12 protein-coding genes and 4 pseudogenes are annotated in these 15,842 nt (G+C 37.8%); all 16 read left to right on the forward strand.

Annotation, left to right across the window (positions count from 1 at the left end):
- The first annotated feature begins 11 nt into the window (after window positions 1-11).
- Window positions 12-887 carry a glucose-1-phosphate thymidylyltransferase RfbA gene (gene rfbA, locus FEK42_RS02130; protein ID WP_000857505.1) on the forward strand — a complete coding sequence of 292 codons (876 nt, stop codon included), beginning with the start codon at window positions 12-14 and terminating at the stop codon, window positions 885-887.
- 17 nt (window positions 888-904) lie between these two features.
- Entirely contained in the window at window positions 905-1,315 is a 411-nt protein-coding gene (locus tag FEK42_RS02135; RefSeq protein WP_135492823.1) for an FdtA/QdtA family cupin domain-containing protein, read from the forward strand.
- Window positions 1,302-1,769 (forward strand): acyltransferase, encoded by a 468-nt coding sequence (locus tag FEK42_RS02140; RefSeq protein WP_135492762.1) that lies wholly within the window; start codon window positions 1,302-1,304, stop codon window positions 1,767-1,769. The genes FEK42_RS02135 and FEK42_RS02140 overlap by 14 nt, the downstream gene beginning before the upstream one ends.
- On the forward strand, window positions 1,762-2,868 hold the full coding sequence (locus tag FEK42_RS02145) for a DegT/DnrJ/EryC1/StrS family aminotransferase (protein WP_135492761.1): 1,107 nt from the start codon (window positions 1,762-1,764) through the stop codon (window positions 2,866-2,868). Before FEK42_RS02140 ends, FEK42_RS02145 begins: the two co-directional genes overlap by 8 nt.
- Window positions 2,868-4,130 carry an O2/O50 family O-antigen flippase gene (gene wzx, locus FEK42_RS02150; protein ID WP_138211722.1) on the forward strand — a complete coding sequence of 421 codons (1,263 nt, stop codon included), beginning with the start codon at window positions 2,868-2,870 and terminating at the stop codon, window positions 4,128-4,130. Before FEK42_RS02145 ends, wzx begins: the two co-directional genes overlap by 1 nt.
- A gap of 16 nt (window positions 4,131-4,146) precedes the next feature.
- On the forward strand, window positions 4,147-5,196 hold the full coding sequence (locus FEK42_RS02155) for a glycosyltransferase family 4 protein (protein WP_135492760.1): 1,050 nt from the start codon (window positions 4,147-4,149) through the stop codon (window positions 5,194-5,196).
- A 20-nt stretch (window positions 5,197-5,216) separates the two neighbouring features.
- On the forward strand, window positions 5,217-5,774 hold the full coding sequence (rfbC, locus tag FEK42_RS02160; RefSeq protein ID WP_135492759.1) for a dTDP-4-dehydrorhamnose 3,5-epimerase: 558 nt from the start codon (window positions 5,217-5,219) through the stop codon (window positions 5,772-5,774).
- Window positions 5,775-5,840: 66 nt separating this feature from the next.
- Window positions 5,841-6,803: an O2/O50 family O-antigen polymerase gene (gene wzy, locus FEK42_RS02165; RefSeq protein WP_138211753.1), complete on the forward strand. Its 963-nt coding sequence runs from the start codon at window positions 5,841-5,843 to the stop codon at window positions 6,801-6,803.
- On the forward strand, window positions 6,796-7,683 hold the full coding sequence (locus FEK42_RS02170) for a glycosyltransferase family 2 protein (RefSeq protein WP_135492758.1): 888 nt from the start codon (window positions 6,796-6,798) through the stop codon (window positions 7,681-7,683). The genes wzy and FEK42_RS02170 overlap by 8 nt, the downstream gene beginning before the upstream one ends.
- A 30-nt stretch (window positions 7,684-7,713) precedes the next feature.
- Complete coding sequence (locus tag FEK42_RS02175) at window positions 7,714-8,790, forward strand: DUF1972 domain-containing protein (protein WP_138211723.1); 1,077 nt, start codon at window positions 7,714-7,716, stop codon at window positions 8,788-8,790.
- Window positions 8,791-8,980: 190 nt separating this feature from the next.
- Window positions 8,981-9,174: pseudogene (locus FEK42_RS02180) on the forward strand (transposase family protein); the annotation flags it as partial.
- A 503-nt stretch (window positions 9,175-9,677) separates the two neighbouring features.
- Window positions 9,678-10,980: pseudogene (ltrA, locus tag FEK42_RS23245) on the forward strand (group II intron reverse transcriptase/maturase).
- Window positions 10,981-11,203: 223 nt separating this feature from the next.
- Window positions 11,204-12,321, forward strand: a pseudogene (locus FEK42_RS02190) (ISAs1 family transposase).
- A 7-nt stretch (window positions 12,322-12,328) separates the two neighbouring features.
- Window positions 12,329-12,571 (forward strand): annotated as a pseudogene (locus FEK42_RS02195) (ISAs1 family transposase); the annotation flags it as partial.
- Between the two features lie 54 nt (window positions 12,572-12,625).
- On the forward strand, window positions 12,626-14,254 hold the full coding sequence (locus tag FEK42_RS02200) for a sulfatase-like hydrolase/transferase (protein WP_240783155.1): 1,629 nt from the start codon (window positions 12,626-12,628) through the stop codon (window positions 14,252-14,254).
- A 133-nt stretch (window positions 14,255-14,387) separates the two neighbouring features.
- A complete protein-coding gene (gndA, locus tag FEK42_RS02205) occupies window positions 14,388-15,794 on the forward strand; it encodes an NADP-dependent phosphogluconate dehydrogenase (protein WP_131161053.1) in 1,407 nt (468 codons plus the stop codon).
- Window positions 15,795-15,842: the final 48 nt, after the last annotated feature.

Below are 15,842 nucleotides of genomic sequence, written 5' to 3' on the forward strand. Positions count from 1 at the left end.
GGAATGGTGAAATGAAAACGCGTAAAGGTATTATTCTGGCTGGTGGTTCCGGCACTCGTCTTTATCCTGTGACTATGGCCGTGAGTAAACAACTCCTGCCTATTTATGACAAGCCTATGATCTATTACCCGCTCTCAACACTGATGCTGGCGGGTATTCGCGATATTTTGATTATTAGTACGCCACAGGATACACCGCGTTTCCAACAATTGTTGGGGGACGGGAGCCAGTGGGGGCTTAATCTACAGTATAAAGTACAACCGAGTCCGGATGGCCTGGCGCAAGCGTTTATCATTGGTGAAGACTTTATTGGTGGTGATGATTGTGCACTCGTGCTTGGCGATAATATCTTCTATGGACACGACTTGCCGAAATTAATGGACGCTGCGGTTAACAAAGAAAGCGGTGCAACGGTATTTGCTTATCACGTTAATGATCCTGAACGCTATGGTGTGGTGGAGTTTGATAATAACGGTACGGCAATTAGCCTGGAAGAAAAACCGCTGGAACCAAAAAGTAACTATGCGGTTACTGGGCTTTATTTCTATGACAATGACGTTGTGGAAATGGCGAAAAACCTTAAGCCTTCTGCCCGTGGCGAACTGGAAATTACCGATATTAACCGTATTTATATGGAACAGGGACGTTTGTCTGTCGCTATGATGGGGCGTGGCTATGCATGGCTGGATACAGGGACGCATCAAAGCCTTATTGAAGCAAGTAACTTCATTGCAACAATTGAAGAGCGTCAGGGATTAAAAGTATCCTGCCCGGAAGAAATTGCTTATCGTAAAGGGTTTATTGATGCTGAGCAGGTGAAAGTATTAGCCGAACCGCTTATCAAGAATCAATATGGTCAATATTTGCTGAAAATGATCAGCGAATAGTATGTGGGAACTCAATGATGGATATTAAATTAATCTCTTTGCAAAAACATGGGGATGAGCGTGGTGCATTAATTGCGCTTGAAGAGCAACGAAATATACCTTTCGAAGTCAAAAGAATATATTACATACTCGAGACCCTTAAGGGAGTAAGACGCGGATTTCATGCACACAAGGTTACTCGTCAGTTAGCTATTGTAGTCAAGGGGGCTTGTAAATTTCATCTGGATGATGGTAAAGAAACAAAGCAGGTGGAACTTAATGATCCAACAATTGCGTTGCTGATAGAACCTTATATATGGCATGAAATGTATGATTTTAGTGATGATTGTGTGCTGCTTGTAATTGCGGATGATTTCTATAAAGAGTCTGATTATATCCGCAATTATGATGATTTTATTAGAAGAGTAAATTCAATTGAGAATTCATAAACTAAGTGACGTCCAGACAACATCAATTGGTGATGGAACAACTATCTGGCAGTTTGTTGTGATACTAAAAGGTGCTGTAATTGGTAATAATTGCAACATCTGTGCAAATACCTTGATTGAAAATAACGTTGTAATTGGTAACAATGTCACAGTCAAAAGCGGTGTGTATATTTGGGATGGTGTTAAAATAGAGGATGATGTTTTTATTGGTCCTTGTGTAGCATTTACAAATGATAAGTATCCTCGCTCTAAAGTCTATCCTGATGAATTTTTGCAAACAATAATACGCAAAGGAGCATCAATAGGTGCTAATGCAACCATCCTGCCAGGAGTTGAAATTGGTGAAAAAGCAATCGTTGGTTCGGGGAGTGTCGTAACCAAAAATGTACCACCATGCGCAATAGTAGTAGGTAATCCAGCTAGATTTATTAAATGGGTAGAGGATAATGAATAAAATTGATTTTTTAAATCTTTTTGCAATTAACCAGCGACAGCACAAAGAATTAGTCTCTGCGTTTAATAGGGTGCTAGATTCTGGTTGGTATATCATGGGTGAAGAACTTGAGCAGTTCGAGAAAGAGTTCGCAGAATACTGTGGAGTTAAGTATTGCATTGGTGTAGCAAATGGCCTTGATGCGTTGATACTAGTATTGCGGGCATGGAAAGAACTCGGCTATCTAGAAGACGGTGACGAGGTATTAGTACCGGCAAATACATATATTGCTTCTATTCTTGCTATAACAGAGAACAAACTTGTTCCTGTTCTTGTTGAACCAGATATAGAAACTTATAATATTAATCCTGCCTTAATTGAAAATTACATTACAGAAAAAACTAAAGCAATATTACCGGTTCACTTATATGGTCTATTGTGCAATATGCCAGAAATTAGTGCAATCGCAAGAAAATATAATCTTTTGATTCTTGAAGATTGTGCACAAGCACATGGTGCAATACGTGATGGTCGCAAAGCTGGAGCTTGGGGGGATGCTGCGGGATTTAGTTTTTATCCAGGAAAAAATCTAGGAGCTTTGGGGGATGCGGGAGCTGTTACTACAAATAATGCAGAATTATCCTCAACTATAAAAGCTTTGCGAAATTATGGGTCACATAAGAAATATGAAAATATTTATCAGGGATTGAATAGTCGATTGGATGAACTGCAAGCAGCCTTATTGCGTGTAAAAATCCATACATTACCTGAAGATACTGCGATTCGGCAAAGGATTGCTGAAAAATATATTCGTGAAATAAAAAACCCTGCGATTACGTTACCAGTGTTTGAAGGCCAAGGTGCGCACGTTTGGCATTTATTTGTAGTAAGGATCGCTAATCGTGAAAAATTCCAGTCATACTTATTAGAGAAGGGTATCCAAACCTTAATTCACTATCCATTACCACCCCATAAGCAGCAAGCATATCAGAATATGTCTAGTCTTAACCTTCCAATTACTGAGCAAATTCATGATGAAGTAATTTCTTTACCTATAAGTCCGGTAATGAGTGAAGATGATGTCAATTATGTAATCAAAATGGTCAATGATTACAAGTAATGAAAAAATTTCTTCAGGTAACTATATTATCCGCTATCTATACATTCGTTAAAATGATTGCGGGTTTTATCATCGGTAAGATAGTAGCAATTTATACAGGGCCATCAGGGGTAGCAATGCTTGGCCAAGTGCAAAGTTTAATCACAATAGTTGCAGGTACTACCTCTGCACCTGTAAGCACTGGCCTTGTTCGATATACTGCGGAAAATTGGCAAGAAGGAAAAGAAGCATGCGCGCCATGGTGGCGCGCATGCTTAAGGGTTACTCTGTTATTATTCTTGCTTATTATTCCTGTTGTTATTTTATTGTCGAAAGATATTAGCGAGCTACTTTTTAGCGATGGGCAATACACATGGTTAATCATTTTCGGATGTTGTATATTGCCATTCTCTATTTTAAATACATTGATCGCTTCAGTTTTAAATGGTCAACAATTCTATAAGCAATATATATTGGTTGGGATGTTTTCTGTATTCATTTCTACTATATTTATGATTTTGTTGATTGTGGCTTATAATCTTAAAGGTGCATTGATCGCCACAGCTATAAATAGTGCTATTGCTGGTCTTGTATTGGTTTTATTTTGTCTCAATAAATCTTGGTTTAGGTTTAAATATTGGTGGGGTAAAACGGATAAAGACAAAATTATAAAAATCATTCATTATACTCTGATGGCTCTGGTTTCTGTTATCTCCATGCCTACAGCATTGATGTGTATTAGAAAAATATTGATTGCTAAAACTGGTTGGGAGGATGCAGGGCAATGGCAGGCCGTATGGAAGATATCTGAGGTTTATCTTGGTGTTGTGACAATTGCTTTGTCAACATATTTCTTACCAAGATTGACAATTATAAAAACAAGTTTCCTTATAAAAAAAGAAGTAAATAGTACTATATTGTACATAATATCTATTACTTCATTCATGGCGTTGAACATCTATTTATTCCGCGATTTGGTAATAACAGTTTTGTTTACTGATCAGTTTCGCTCCGCTCGTGAATTATTTTTATTACAACTTGTAGGGGATGTAATAAAAATTGCTGGGTTTCTTTATGCATACCCCCTTCAAAGTCAGGGGCATACTAAACTATTCATCAGTTCAGAAGTGGTTTTTTCTATGCTCTTTATCATTACCACCTATATTTTTGTTGTAAATTATGGAGTACATGGTGCTAACATAAGTTATGTCATTACATATAGTTTATATTTTGTGTTTGCATTTGTGTTTACTAATTTTATTAATGTCAGAAGAAATAATTAAAAACAGAGGTTGAATTTTGAAAATAATTATACCTGTCTTAGGATTTGGCAGGGCTGGTGGTGAAAGAGTTCTTTCTAAGCTGGCAACTGAATTGATGAATTATGGACATGATGTAAGTTTTGTTGTTCCAGATAATAAAACTAAACCATATTATGCTACCACAGCAAAAATCGTCACAAGTAAATCTAGTCAAAACCGTGTGAAAATATTTAGAATCATTAAAAAGTACTATAATCTTTGGCGTAAATGCATAGAATTAAATCCTGATGCTGTAGTTGCTAGTTTTCATTTGACTGCCTATCTTGTTGCATTATTACCAATCACCCGTCGTAAGAAATTTTATTATATTCAGGCATACGAGGTTGATTTTTTTGATAATAAAATATGGAAACTAATAGCGGGTTTAACATATTATTTACCGCTTAAAAAAATACTAAATAGCCCTAATTTGCTTCCTCATAAACATGATGATTTTATAGGAGTAGTTCCTGCAGGAGTAGATTTAAACGTTTTCTATCCGAAACCATCAAATAGGTTATTAAATGGTCACACATCAATTGGGATTATTGGTAGAAAAGAGAAGCACAAAGGAACTAGCGAAATTATTTCAGTATTGTGTTCACTGGAAAATAAAGTTGGAATTATAATCAATATTGCGATCTATCTTGAAGAAGTTGATAAGGAGCGTTTAATCGCTGCTGGGTTTAAGGTTAAATTTTTTCCGATTACTTCTGATTTAGAATTGGCGTCCTTTTATCGAAGCAATGACATCATGATTGCTGTTGGGTTAATTGAAGATGGCGCTTTCCATTATCCTTGTGCTGAAGCAATGGCTTGTGGCTGTCTTGTTATTTCAAATTATGCGCCACTTACTGAAACTAACAGTGTACTTAAATTAGTCAAATTTGATGCTTACAAACTTGGTAAAGCAATTAATCTTTGTCTCAATCTTGACCTAGAAGAAAAAAGCAAAGAAATCCAATCTAATATTTCTGTGTTGAACAAATATGACTGGACAATTGTTGGTGAAAGTTTCAATAGTTTATTGTTAGATGCAAATAAATAGTATACGTTGATGGGGACAATATGAAAATTGTTAAAACTGATATTCCAGATTTGATCGTTCTTGAACCAAAAGTGTTTAGTGATGAACGCGGCTTTTTTATGGAGAGTTATAATCAGGTTGAATTTGAGAAGGCAATAGGAAGGCACGTAAATTTTGTTCAGGATAATCATTCAAAATCTAGTAAAGGCGTACTGCGGGGGCTGCATTATCAATTAGCACCGTATGCACAGGCTAAATTAGTTCGATGTGTTGTAGGTCAGGTATTTGATGTTGCTGTTGATCTTAGAAAAAATTCACCAACGTTCAAAAAATGGTTTGGAATAACCCTTTCCGCAGAAAATAAACGACAATTATGGATACCTGAAGGATTTGCTCATGGTTTCTTGGTGACCAGTGATGAAGCAGAGTTCATTTATAAAACAACAAACTATTATGCTCCTAGTCATCAGCAAGCAATTATTTACAATGATCCTATTCTAAACATCGATTGGCCTTTCTGCAGTAGTGCTTTATCATTATCGCAAAAAGATCAAGAAGCCAAATTATTTTCAGAATTATTGGACAGTGAACTGTTCTAATAAAGTGTGCCACCTTATCCGTCTGAAGGAAAGGTGGTTGCTTATATTTTTGAGTATGTTTGTATAATGACAGAAAATAGTCCGAAATATAAACACGATAAAAGCTTAATAAGTTTTATCTACTTATTTTTTATATTTACACTTATTGTAGGCTTCATTATCGCAAATACCCAGTTTTTGGGGCGAAGTAGAGACTATGATAATTATATACTGATCTTTTCTGGTGAAGAAGGGGAGGGGGTTCTTGAATTATTTTATCGTGGATTGATGTTAATAACGACCAGCTATGAAACTATCATTTTTATAATTTTAACATGTTCATTTTTTATAAAGGCAAGGTTTCTTGCTAACTATTCGCGTAATTTTACAGGCTTGACCTTATTCTTTATTTACTATGCAAGCGTTGCACTTTGGGTTTTAGATTATACTCAATTCAGAAATGGTCTATGTATTTCCATTTTAATGTTTTCCGTATACTATTTATTTATAAATAAACCGACTTATTTTTATTTTTCGGTATTATGTGCAATTGCTACTCATTGGTCTGCTTTGCCTTTTTTGCTTTTATATCCTTTTGTCTATTCAACAAAAATAAGACACCTTGGTTATTTTTGTTTCAGTATTCTTGTTTTGCTTGCGATCTCAGGAGAAGGAAAAGAGATCATATCTTTTATAAGAAATTTTGGAGTGGGACAAAAAATAGGAAATGAAGCTGGTGTAAATTTAATAAATTCATTATCCCTTACCGCTATTTCCTGGTTTATTATTAGTTACATATCAAGCATTGGAAATGAAAGGAGAAATTTAAGACTTTTCTTTTGTTATGGAGTTATGCAATACGTGACTTTTAGCCTTTTCTCTCTACCTGTTATGGCTTTCCGTATTTTGGAAATGTATTTTTTCCTTATGTTAACCATTGGGGTGTTTATTAAGCAAAAAAAGAATTATTATTTTGTTTTTTGCAAAGTGTTAATTTTATTATATCTAACATACTATTATCATATGGTTTTTGGAGTGATTAATGTGTAAGGCTAAGGTGTTGGCTATAATTGTTACTTACAACCCGGAAATTATTCGTTTGACGAAATGTATTAACTCTTTAGCCCCACAAGTTGAGAGAATAATTCTTGTAGATAATGGCTCAAATAATAGTGATTTGATAAAAAATATCGTTATTAATAACCTTGAAGTTATTTCGCTTTCAGAAAACAAAGGCATTGCATTTGCTCAGAATCATGGTGTCAAGAAGGGCCTGGAAGCAAAAGAGTTTGACTATTTATTCTTCTCAGATCAGGATACTTGCTTCCCTGGTGATGTTATTGAAAAACTTAAGAGTACGTTTACGAAAAATAATAAAAAAGGTAAAAATGTTGCTTGTGCTTCTCCTTTTTTTAAAGACCATCGTTCAAACTATATGCATCCATCAGTCAGCCTAAATATTTTTACGAGTACAAAAGTTATATGTAGTGAAGTAGACGATGATCTTTACCCCTCGCATGTTATTGCTTCTGGGATGTTAATGTCTTGTGAAGCATGGCGCGTCGTCGGACCATTTTGTGAAAAACTCTTTATAGACTGGGTTGATACAGAATGGTGTTGGCGTGCATTAGCTAATAATATGATTATTGTTCAGACACCATCAGTCATCATTTCTCATGAACTTGGGTATGGGCAGAAAATTTTTGCTGGTCGCTCTGTAACAATACATAATACTTTCAGGAATTTTTATAAAATACGCAATGCAATATACTTAATGCTGCATTCAAATTATAGCTTTAAGTATCGTTATCATGCTTTTTTTCATGCGGCAAAGAATGTTGTATTTGAGATTTTATATTCGAAAGAAAAATTAAATTCACTGAAGGTTTGTTTTAAAGCTGTACGTGATGGTATGTTCAATAATTTTTAATACGAAAATAGTTAGGCTCAAGGTGTTTAAATGGAAGCAAATAATATGAAGACGGTCGCTGTAGTTGGCACAGTGGGTGTTCCTGCTTGTTATGGTGGGTTTGAATCACTTGTTCAGAATCTAATTGATTATCAATCTGATGGTATACAATATCAGATATTTTGCTCTTCAAAAAAATATGATAAAAAATTAAAAAATTATAAAAATGCAGAATTGATCTATTTGCCGATAAATGCTAATGGTGTCTCTAGCATAATTTATGATATTATGTGTTTAATTATTTGCTTATTCAAAAAGCCAGACGTCGTTTTAATATTGGGGGTGTCTGGTTGTTTATTTCTACCAATTTATAAACTATTTTCAAAATCAAAGATTATTGTCAACATTGATGGGCTTGAATGGCGTAGAAATAAATGGGGTACGTTTGCTAAGAAATTTCTCAAAATATCTGAGGCGATATCTATTAGAATAGCTGATATTATCATTTCAGATAATCAAGCAATAGCTGATTATGTGGAAAATAAGTACAATAAAAAAAGTGTAGTTATAGCTTATGGCGGAGATCATGCTACTAATCTTAGTACACCGATAGACTATCATCAAAAAAAAGAAGGTTATTATTTGGGGCTTTGTAGGATAGAGCCTGAGAATAATATAGAAATGATTCTGAATGCCTTCATTAATACAGATAAAAAAATTAAATTTATGGGCAATTGGGATAACAGCGAGTATGGGCGCCAGCTAAAAAAATATTATTCACACTATCCAAACATCACACTACTAGAACCTAACTATAATATCGAAGAGCTTTATAAACTAAGAAAAAATTGTCTTGCATACATTCATGGACACTCAGCTGGTGGAACAAATCCTTCTTTAGTTGAAGCGATGCATTTTAATATTCCTATTTTTGCTTTCGATTGTGACTTTAATCGTTATACAACCAATAATTTAGCTCATTACTTTAATGATTCTGAACAACTTAGCTCATTAGCAGAAAGTTTGTCTTTTGGCAATCTAAAATGTCGAGTATTAGATTTAAAAAATTATGCTGAAGATATGTATAACTGGAGACATATAGCTGCTATGTATGAATCTATTTATTAAACGCATTAACAATAATATAATTGACCTTATATAACTATCATGGCAAAAATGTAACGCTGATTTTTTTTGTTAAATGATACGTATTATATATTCAATGATTAAAATGCTCTTGATTAAATAAAGTCATTTAATTATTGATATAAAATTTCATTATGTTATTTAAGAGATAAAAATATAATTTAAAAAAGTGATGAGGTATATTTCTATTATCCCGATTATAGACAAGCATGGAAAGTAGAACATAATTGTCAGATATTCTTCTTCTGTCTATTTGTGCCATCATTTCTGGTGCAGAATGTTGGGAAGATATAGAGGATTTCGGCGAGATGTATCTCGATTTTTTGAAGCACTATGGTGACCATTGAAAATGGTATTCCTGTTCACGCAGGGTAAGATCAAGGTGTGCCGTAGGCACAAAGATGCAAAACGGGACGTTTTGCATGTAATAAGCATAAGCTTGTGAAGAGATGGTGGCAGGCCCACCGGGATCTGCTGTCGGAAGTCGGTCCCAAACAACCCCGGCTGCTGTGGTAAAGATCCATGGTAGTGAGCGCAGGGGGAACGGTCAGACGAGATCTGATTCTATGTGAGATACAGTGAGATGAGTAAACCCGAACCTGTGTTGAAAAGTCGTTAGTCCTAAGTGACATCAAGACCGGAGGTTTCGTGATACCGCCGGGATAAATTTACGGGTGAATTCCGAATGCTGCGTGAATTGTGTCCGGCGTAAAGCAGGCATGACGCTGTATCAGGCTCTTTGCAGGAACCACGGGAACCGGTCGTCGCAATGTCAAGAGAGAAATACAAATAACCGAAATTATGAGTATGGGAGTATCGATGTGCGAAACCGGGGCAGCACTGTTCGTAGTAGTGAGGAAGCGTTTGTAATGAACGTGGATCGGAGGGACAGCGTCGGGCAGTCTGCATCACAGCCCAACTGTAGGCAGGAGGAGGCTGTGTGTGAACAGACAAAACCGTTTCAGGTCAGTAAATTGCATGTGGTGGAAGCGTATCGGCGGGTAAGGGCGAATGCCAGAGTTGCCGGAGTGGATAACCAGACGCTGAAAGATTTTGAGCAGGATCTGAAAGGAAATCTGTACAAAATCTGGAGCCGGTTATCGTCGGGAAGCTGGATGCCACCGCCAGTGCGTGCGGTGGAAATTCCGAAGAAGGATGGAAGTAAAAGACTTTTAAGAATACCGACAGTTAGCGATCGAATAGCGCAGATGACAGTGCTGATAACGTTTGAACCATTAGTGGAGAGTTATTTCCTGGATGATTCATACGGATACGGCATGGAAAATCGGCGCTGGATGCAATAGCAGTCACCAGAAAACGTTGCTGGCAATACGACTGGTGTCTTGAGTTTGATATTAAAGGGTTATTCGATAATATCCCCCACGATTTATTACTCAGGGCAGTGGATAAACATTGTGCGGATAAATGGGTAAGATTGCAGCGTTGGTGCAGATGCCGGATGGAACACTGAAGGAGAGAAATAAAGGTACGCCACAGGGCGGAGTCATCAGCCCGGTACTGGCGAATTTATTTCTGCACTATGTGTTTGATAAGTGGTTGACGTTACATTATCAGGAAATTCCCTAGTGTCGTTATGCAGATGATGGATTAATTCATTGTGGCAGTAAACGACAGGCAGAGAAATTACTGAATAAACTGTCAAAACGTTTTCAGGAATGTGGAGTGGAATTACATCCGGAGAAAACGAAAATAGTTTACTGCAAAGACAGCGAACGGCAGGCGAACCACGAAACAGTGCAGTTTGATTTTCTGGGGTATACGTTCCGAGCGCGAAGAGCACGTAACCACCGGCGGGGAAACCTCTTTACGAGTTTCAGCCCGGCGGCGAGTAACAGTGCGCAGAAAGGCATGATCGGAAAACTCAGGAAACTGCGGCTCAGACGCAGGGTGGAGATGAGTCTCGAAGATATTGCGAAGTGGCTGAATCCGATAATATCGGGGTGGCTGAATTATTACGCGAGATACCACAAATCAGCGATGAAGAAAGTATGCAGATATATTAATCTGACGCTGATTGCGTGGGCGAGAAAGAAATATAAAACTCTGCGGTATAGAAAGACGAAGGCGTGTCAGCTAATGGAAAGGCTGTCAAATGAGAAGCCGGAGTTGTTTGCCCACTGGAAAGCAGGACCAGGAAGCGCGTTTGCCTGACGAGAGCCGTATGAAGCGAGAGTTTCACGTACGGTTCTGCGAGAGGCTGTCGGGGAGGTTCCGGTGGCCTACTCACGTAACGCTGCTTTTTTGTACTAAATAATTCGCACTAAATATTTAATAATTGAGATATTCCTTATTACCTAAAGCTGTTTTTCATTGCTTATACATGATCAAATACTCCTTACATAATTAAGAAGAACAAAATGGAACTTAAAAACTGATGGAACATATTTCTATTATCCCCGATTATAGATAAGCTTGGAAAGTGGAATATAAATTGTCTGATATTCTACTGTTGACTATTTGTGCCGTTATTTCTGGTGCAGAAGGTTGGGAAGATATAGAGGATTTCGGGGAAACACATCTCGATTTTTTGAAGCAATATGGTGATTTTGAAAATGGTATTCCTGTTCACGATACCATTGCCAGAGTTGTATCCCGTATCAGTCCTGCGAAATTTCACGAGTGCTTTATTAACTGGATGCGTGACTGCCATTCTTCAGATGATAAAGACGTCATCGCAATTGATGGAAAACGCTCCGGCACTCTTATGACAAGAGTCGCCGCAGGGGAGCGATTCATGTCATTAGTGCATTCTCAACAATGCACAGTCTGGTCATCGGACAGATCAAGACGGATAAGAAATCTAATGAGATTACAGCTATCCCTGAACTTCTTAATATGTTGGATATTAAAGGAAAAATTATCACGACTGATGCGATGGGGTGTCAGAAAGATATTGCAGAGAAGATACAAAAACAGGGAGGTGATTATTTATTCGCTGTAAAAGGAAATCAGGGGCGGCTTAATAAAGCCTTTGAGGAAAAATTTCCACTGAAAGAATTAAATAATCCAGAGCATGACAGTTACGCAATTAGTGAAAAGAGTCACGGCAGAGAAGAAATCCGTCTTCACATTGTTTGCGATGTCCCTGATGAACTTATTGATTTCACGTTTGAATGGAAAGGACTGAAAAAATTATGCGTGGCAGTCTCCTTTCGTTCAATAATAGCAGAGCAAAAGAAAGAGCCAGAAATGACGGTCAGATATTATATCAGTTCTGCTGATTTAACCGCAGAGAAGTTCGCCACAACGATCCGAAATCACTGACACGTGGAGAATAAGCTGCACTGGCGTCTGGACGTGGTAATGAATGAAGACGACTGCAAAATCAGAAGAGGAAACGCAGCAGAATTATTTTCAGGGATACGGCACATCGCTATTAATATTTTGACGAATGATAAGGTATTCAAGGCAGGGTTAAGACGTAAGATGCGAAAAGCAGCCATGGACAGAAACTACCTGGCGTCAGTCCTTGCGGGGAGCGGGCTTTCGTAATCTTGCCCTGGAGAATAACCTTCAGTGGTGCTTGGATATGGTAATGAATGAAGACGACTTCAAAATAAGAAGAGGAAACTCAGCAGAATTATTTTTAGGGATAAGACACATCGCTATTAATATTTTAACGGGTGATCAGGTATTCAGGGTAGGGTTAAGACGTAAAATGCAAAAAGCAGGCATGGACAGAAACTACCTGGCGTCACTCCTGGCGGGGAGTGGGCTTTACCAGTCCTTCCTTGCTCAGTGACAGAATATTAAATGAATAGCATTATGATTATTAAATAATATGGTTTAATTTGACATGAACTTTACAAATATAATTAAAATAATACCACCTTTCTGTATCTTCTTGAGTATTTTACTTTACTCTGGAAGGACAGACTGTGTCTTTTTATTTACTATTGAATACACACTTACAAGTCTGGCAATACTTCTAATAAAAAGAAAGTCCATAAGCAATATCTTGTGGGGGATTTATCTCTCCATTTTAGGTGTGCAGGCAGCATCGCTATTTAGCTCAGGGCAATATTTGATGCCTCTTGCCTTGTCGAATGCCGCAGAAGTTGGAGCGCTAGGCATTGGCGAGATAATCAAGGTTTTTTCCATTTTTATTTTATTTGTTATAATTTCATTCGTTACGATGCCTTCTGGCGCTCTAGTCGAACGTATTAAATATTATAAATTTAATCTTTTTTGTATAGTATTATTGCTTGTGTGTTCTTTCATAAGTGCGGGGCCGGTATATTCTTTTTATGAAACAGCAAAATTGTACTATTTACAGCAAACCTTTAAGCCTAGTGAGAAGATTGGTGATGCCGGGAAATCTTTTTTAAAAACAAGTGTTTTTATTAACCCTATACAGAATAACAACAACTTCAAAGGGCGTAATGTTATTGTAATCTTTGCTGAGGGATTTTCATCGGAGATTATTGGTAATTCAAAAACTGACGCATTTTCTATTACTCCTAATTTAGATAAGTTATCTACTGAAGCGCTAAGTTTTAAAAATTATTATAACCATACAGCAGCAACCTTTAGAGGTTTAAGAGGCCAGTTAACTTCTGGCTATCAATTTCGTGATGGGTTAACTGATACTGGTACTGGTATTGCACAATTATCTAACTCAGAAATTAATAATATTTATCTTCATCGTCAAACATCTTTACCGGATATATTGAAAGAGTATGGCTATAAAAGTTATTTTATAGCGTCTACAGAAAAAAATAGCCCACTTAACACTATGTTGAAAACGCTTAATTTTGATAAAGTTCTTGGTATGGGGGATTTTATTGGTTATCAACGTGACAGAATGACTGATAAGCAAACATTTAATGCACTGAAATATTTTTTACGTTCTCAAGAAAATAAAAACGAACACTTCTTTATTGGTGTGTACCCATCTGGTACTCATCATGGTCAAGATAGTCCAAATGAAAAATATTTTGATGGTAGCAACCCACTCTACAATAAATTCTATAACTATGATTTTCAGTTGGGGCAGTTCGTTGACTTTTTTCGGCGCAGTTCATTTTATGGCAATACGTTGTTGATAATAACATCGGATCATTCTACATTTCCTTCGACAGAATATAAGAAATCATTTAATAGCGATTCTCGTTATTTTGTGGACAAGATACCATTTCTGGTCATTGGGAAAGATATTGCGCCTGAAGTTTTAGATGCAGGAGGTAAAAATTCTTTAAGTTTCGCGCCAACAATATTGCACATGTTAGGGATTCAGTATTCAATGAATTATTTTTTGGGGTGTTCTCTTCTTGATAAGATGTGCACATCACCATTCTCACATCTTTCTGCTATTGGCAGCGATTATTTCAATACAAGCAAAGAAAATCATGTTGAACTAATTCAAAATAATAGTAATAATGAATTAATAAAATTAGCCGAACTTTTTTATAACATTAGTGGTTAAATATAAAGTTGTACAAGTTACAAGCAATTTCCTAATTAGGAAATATATGACTGTAAAAGAAGATATAAATTAAGCTATTCTTTATCTTCAATAAGCCGCAACCCGCGGTGACCACCCCTGACAGGAGTAAACAATGTCAAAGCAACAGATCGGCGTCGTCGGTATGGCAGTGATGGGACGCAACCTTGCGCTCAACATCGAAAGCCGTGGTTATACCGTCTCTATTTTCAACCGTTCTCGTGAAAAGACGGAAGAAGTGATTGCCGAAAATCCAGGCAAGAAACTGGTTCCTTACTATACGGTGAAAGAGTTCGTTGAATCTCTTGAAACGCCTCGTCGCATCCTGTTAATGGTGAAGGCAGGTGCAGGCACGGATGCTGCCATTGATTCCCTGAAACCATATCTTGATAAAGGCGATATCATCATTGATGGTGGTAATACCTTCTTCCAGGATACCATTCGTCGTAACCGCGAGCTTTCTGCAGAAGGCTTTAACTTCATCGGTACGGGTGTTTCCGGTGGTGAAGAGGGCGCGCTGAAAGGACCTTCTATCATGCCTGGTGGGCAGAAAGAAGCCTATGAACTGGTTGCACCTATCCTGACCAAAATCGCCGCCGTGGCTGAAGATGGAGAACCGTGCGTTACCTATATTGGTGCCGATGGCGCAGGTCACTATGTGAAGATGGTTCACAACGGTATTGAATACGGTGATATGCAACTGATTGCTGAAGCCTATTCTCTGCTGAAAGGTGGTCTGAATCTATCTAACGAAGAACTGGCACAAACCTTTACCGAGTGGAATAACGGTGAACTGAGCAGCTACCTGATCGACATCACTAAAGACATCTTCACCAAGAAAGATGAAGACGGTAATTACCTGGTTGATGTGATCCTGGATGAAGCAGCGAACAAAGGTACGGGTAAATGGACCAGTCAGAGCGCGCTGGATCTCGGCGAACCGCTGTCGCTGATTACTGAGTCTGTGTTTGCTCGTTATATCTCTTCCCTGAAAGATCAGCGCGTAGCCGCGTCTAAAGTACTGTCGGGTCCGCAAGCGCAGCCAGCAGGTGATAAAGCTGAATTCATCGAAAAAGTTCGCCGTGCGCTTTATCTGGGTAAGATTGTTTCTTACGCGCAGGGCTTCTCGCAGCTACGTGCGGCGTCTGAAGAGTACAGCTGGGATCTGAATTATGGTGAAATCGCGAAGATCTTCCGTGCCGGTTGTATCATTCGTGCTCAGTTCCTGCAGAAAATCACGGATGCTTACGCCGAAAATCCGAAGATTGCTAACCTGCTGTTAGCCCCGTACTTTAAGAAAATTGCCGACGATTACCAGCAAGCTCTGCGTGATGTTGTTGCTTATGCGGTGCTGAACGGTATTCCAGTACCTACCTTCTCTGCAGCGGTTGCTTACTATGACAGCTATCGTGCCGCAGTACTGCCTGCAAACTTGATCCAGGCGCAGCGTGACTATTTTGGTGCGCATACCTATAAGCGCATTGATAAAGAAGGTGTATTCCACACCGAATGGCTGGATTAATCTGATTTAATCAGTATTAAACTAAGGCCCGGCATTTATCGCCGGGCT

The organism is Escherichia sp. E2748 (genome assembly GCF_005781125.1).
In the GTDB taxonomy this organism is placed as follows: Bacteria; Pseudomonadota; Gammaproteobacteria; order Enterobacterales; family Enterobacteriaceae; genus Escherichia.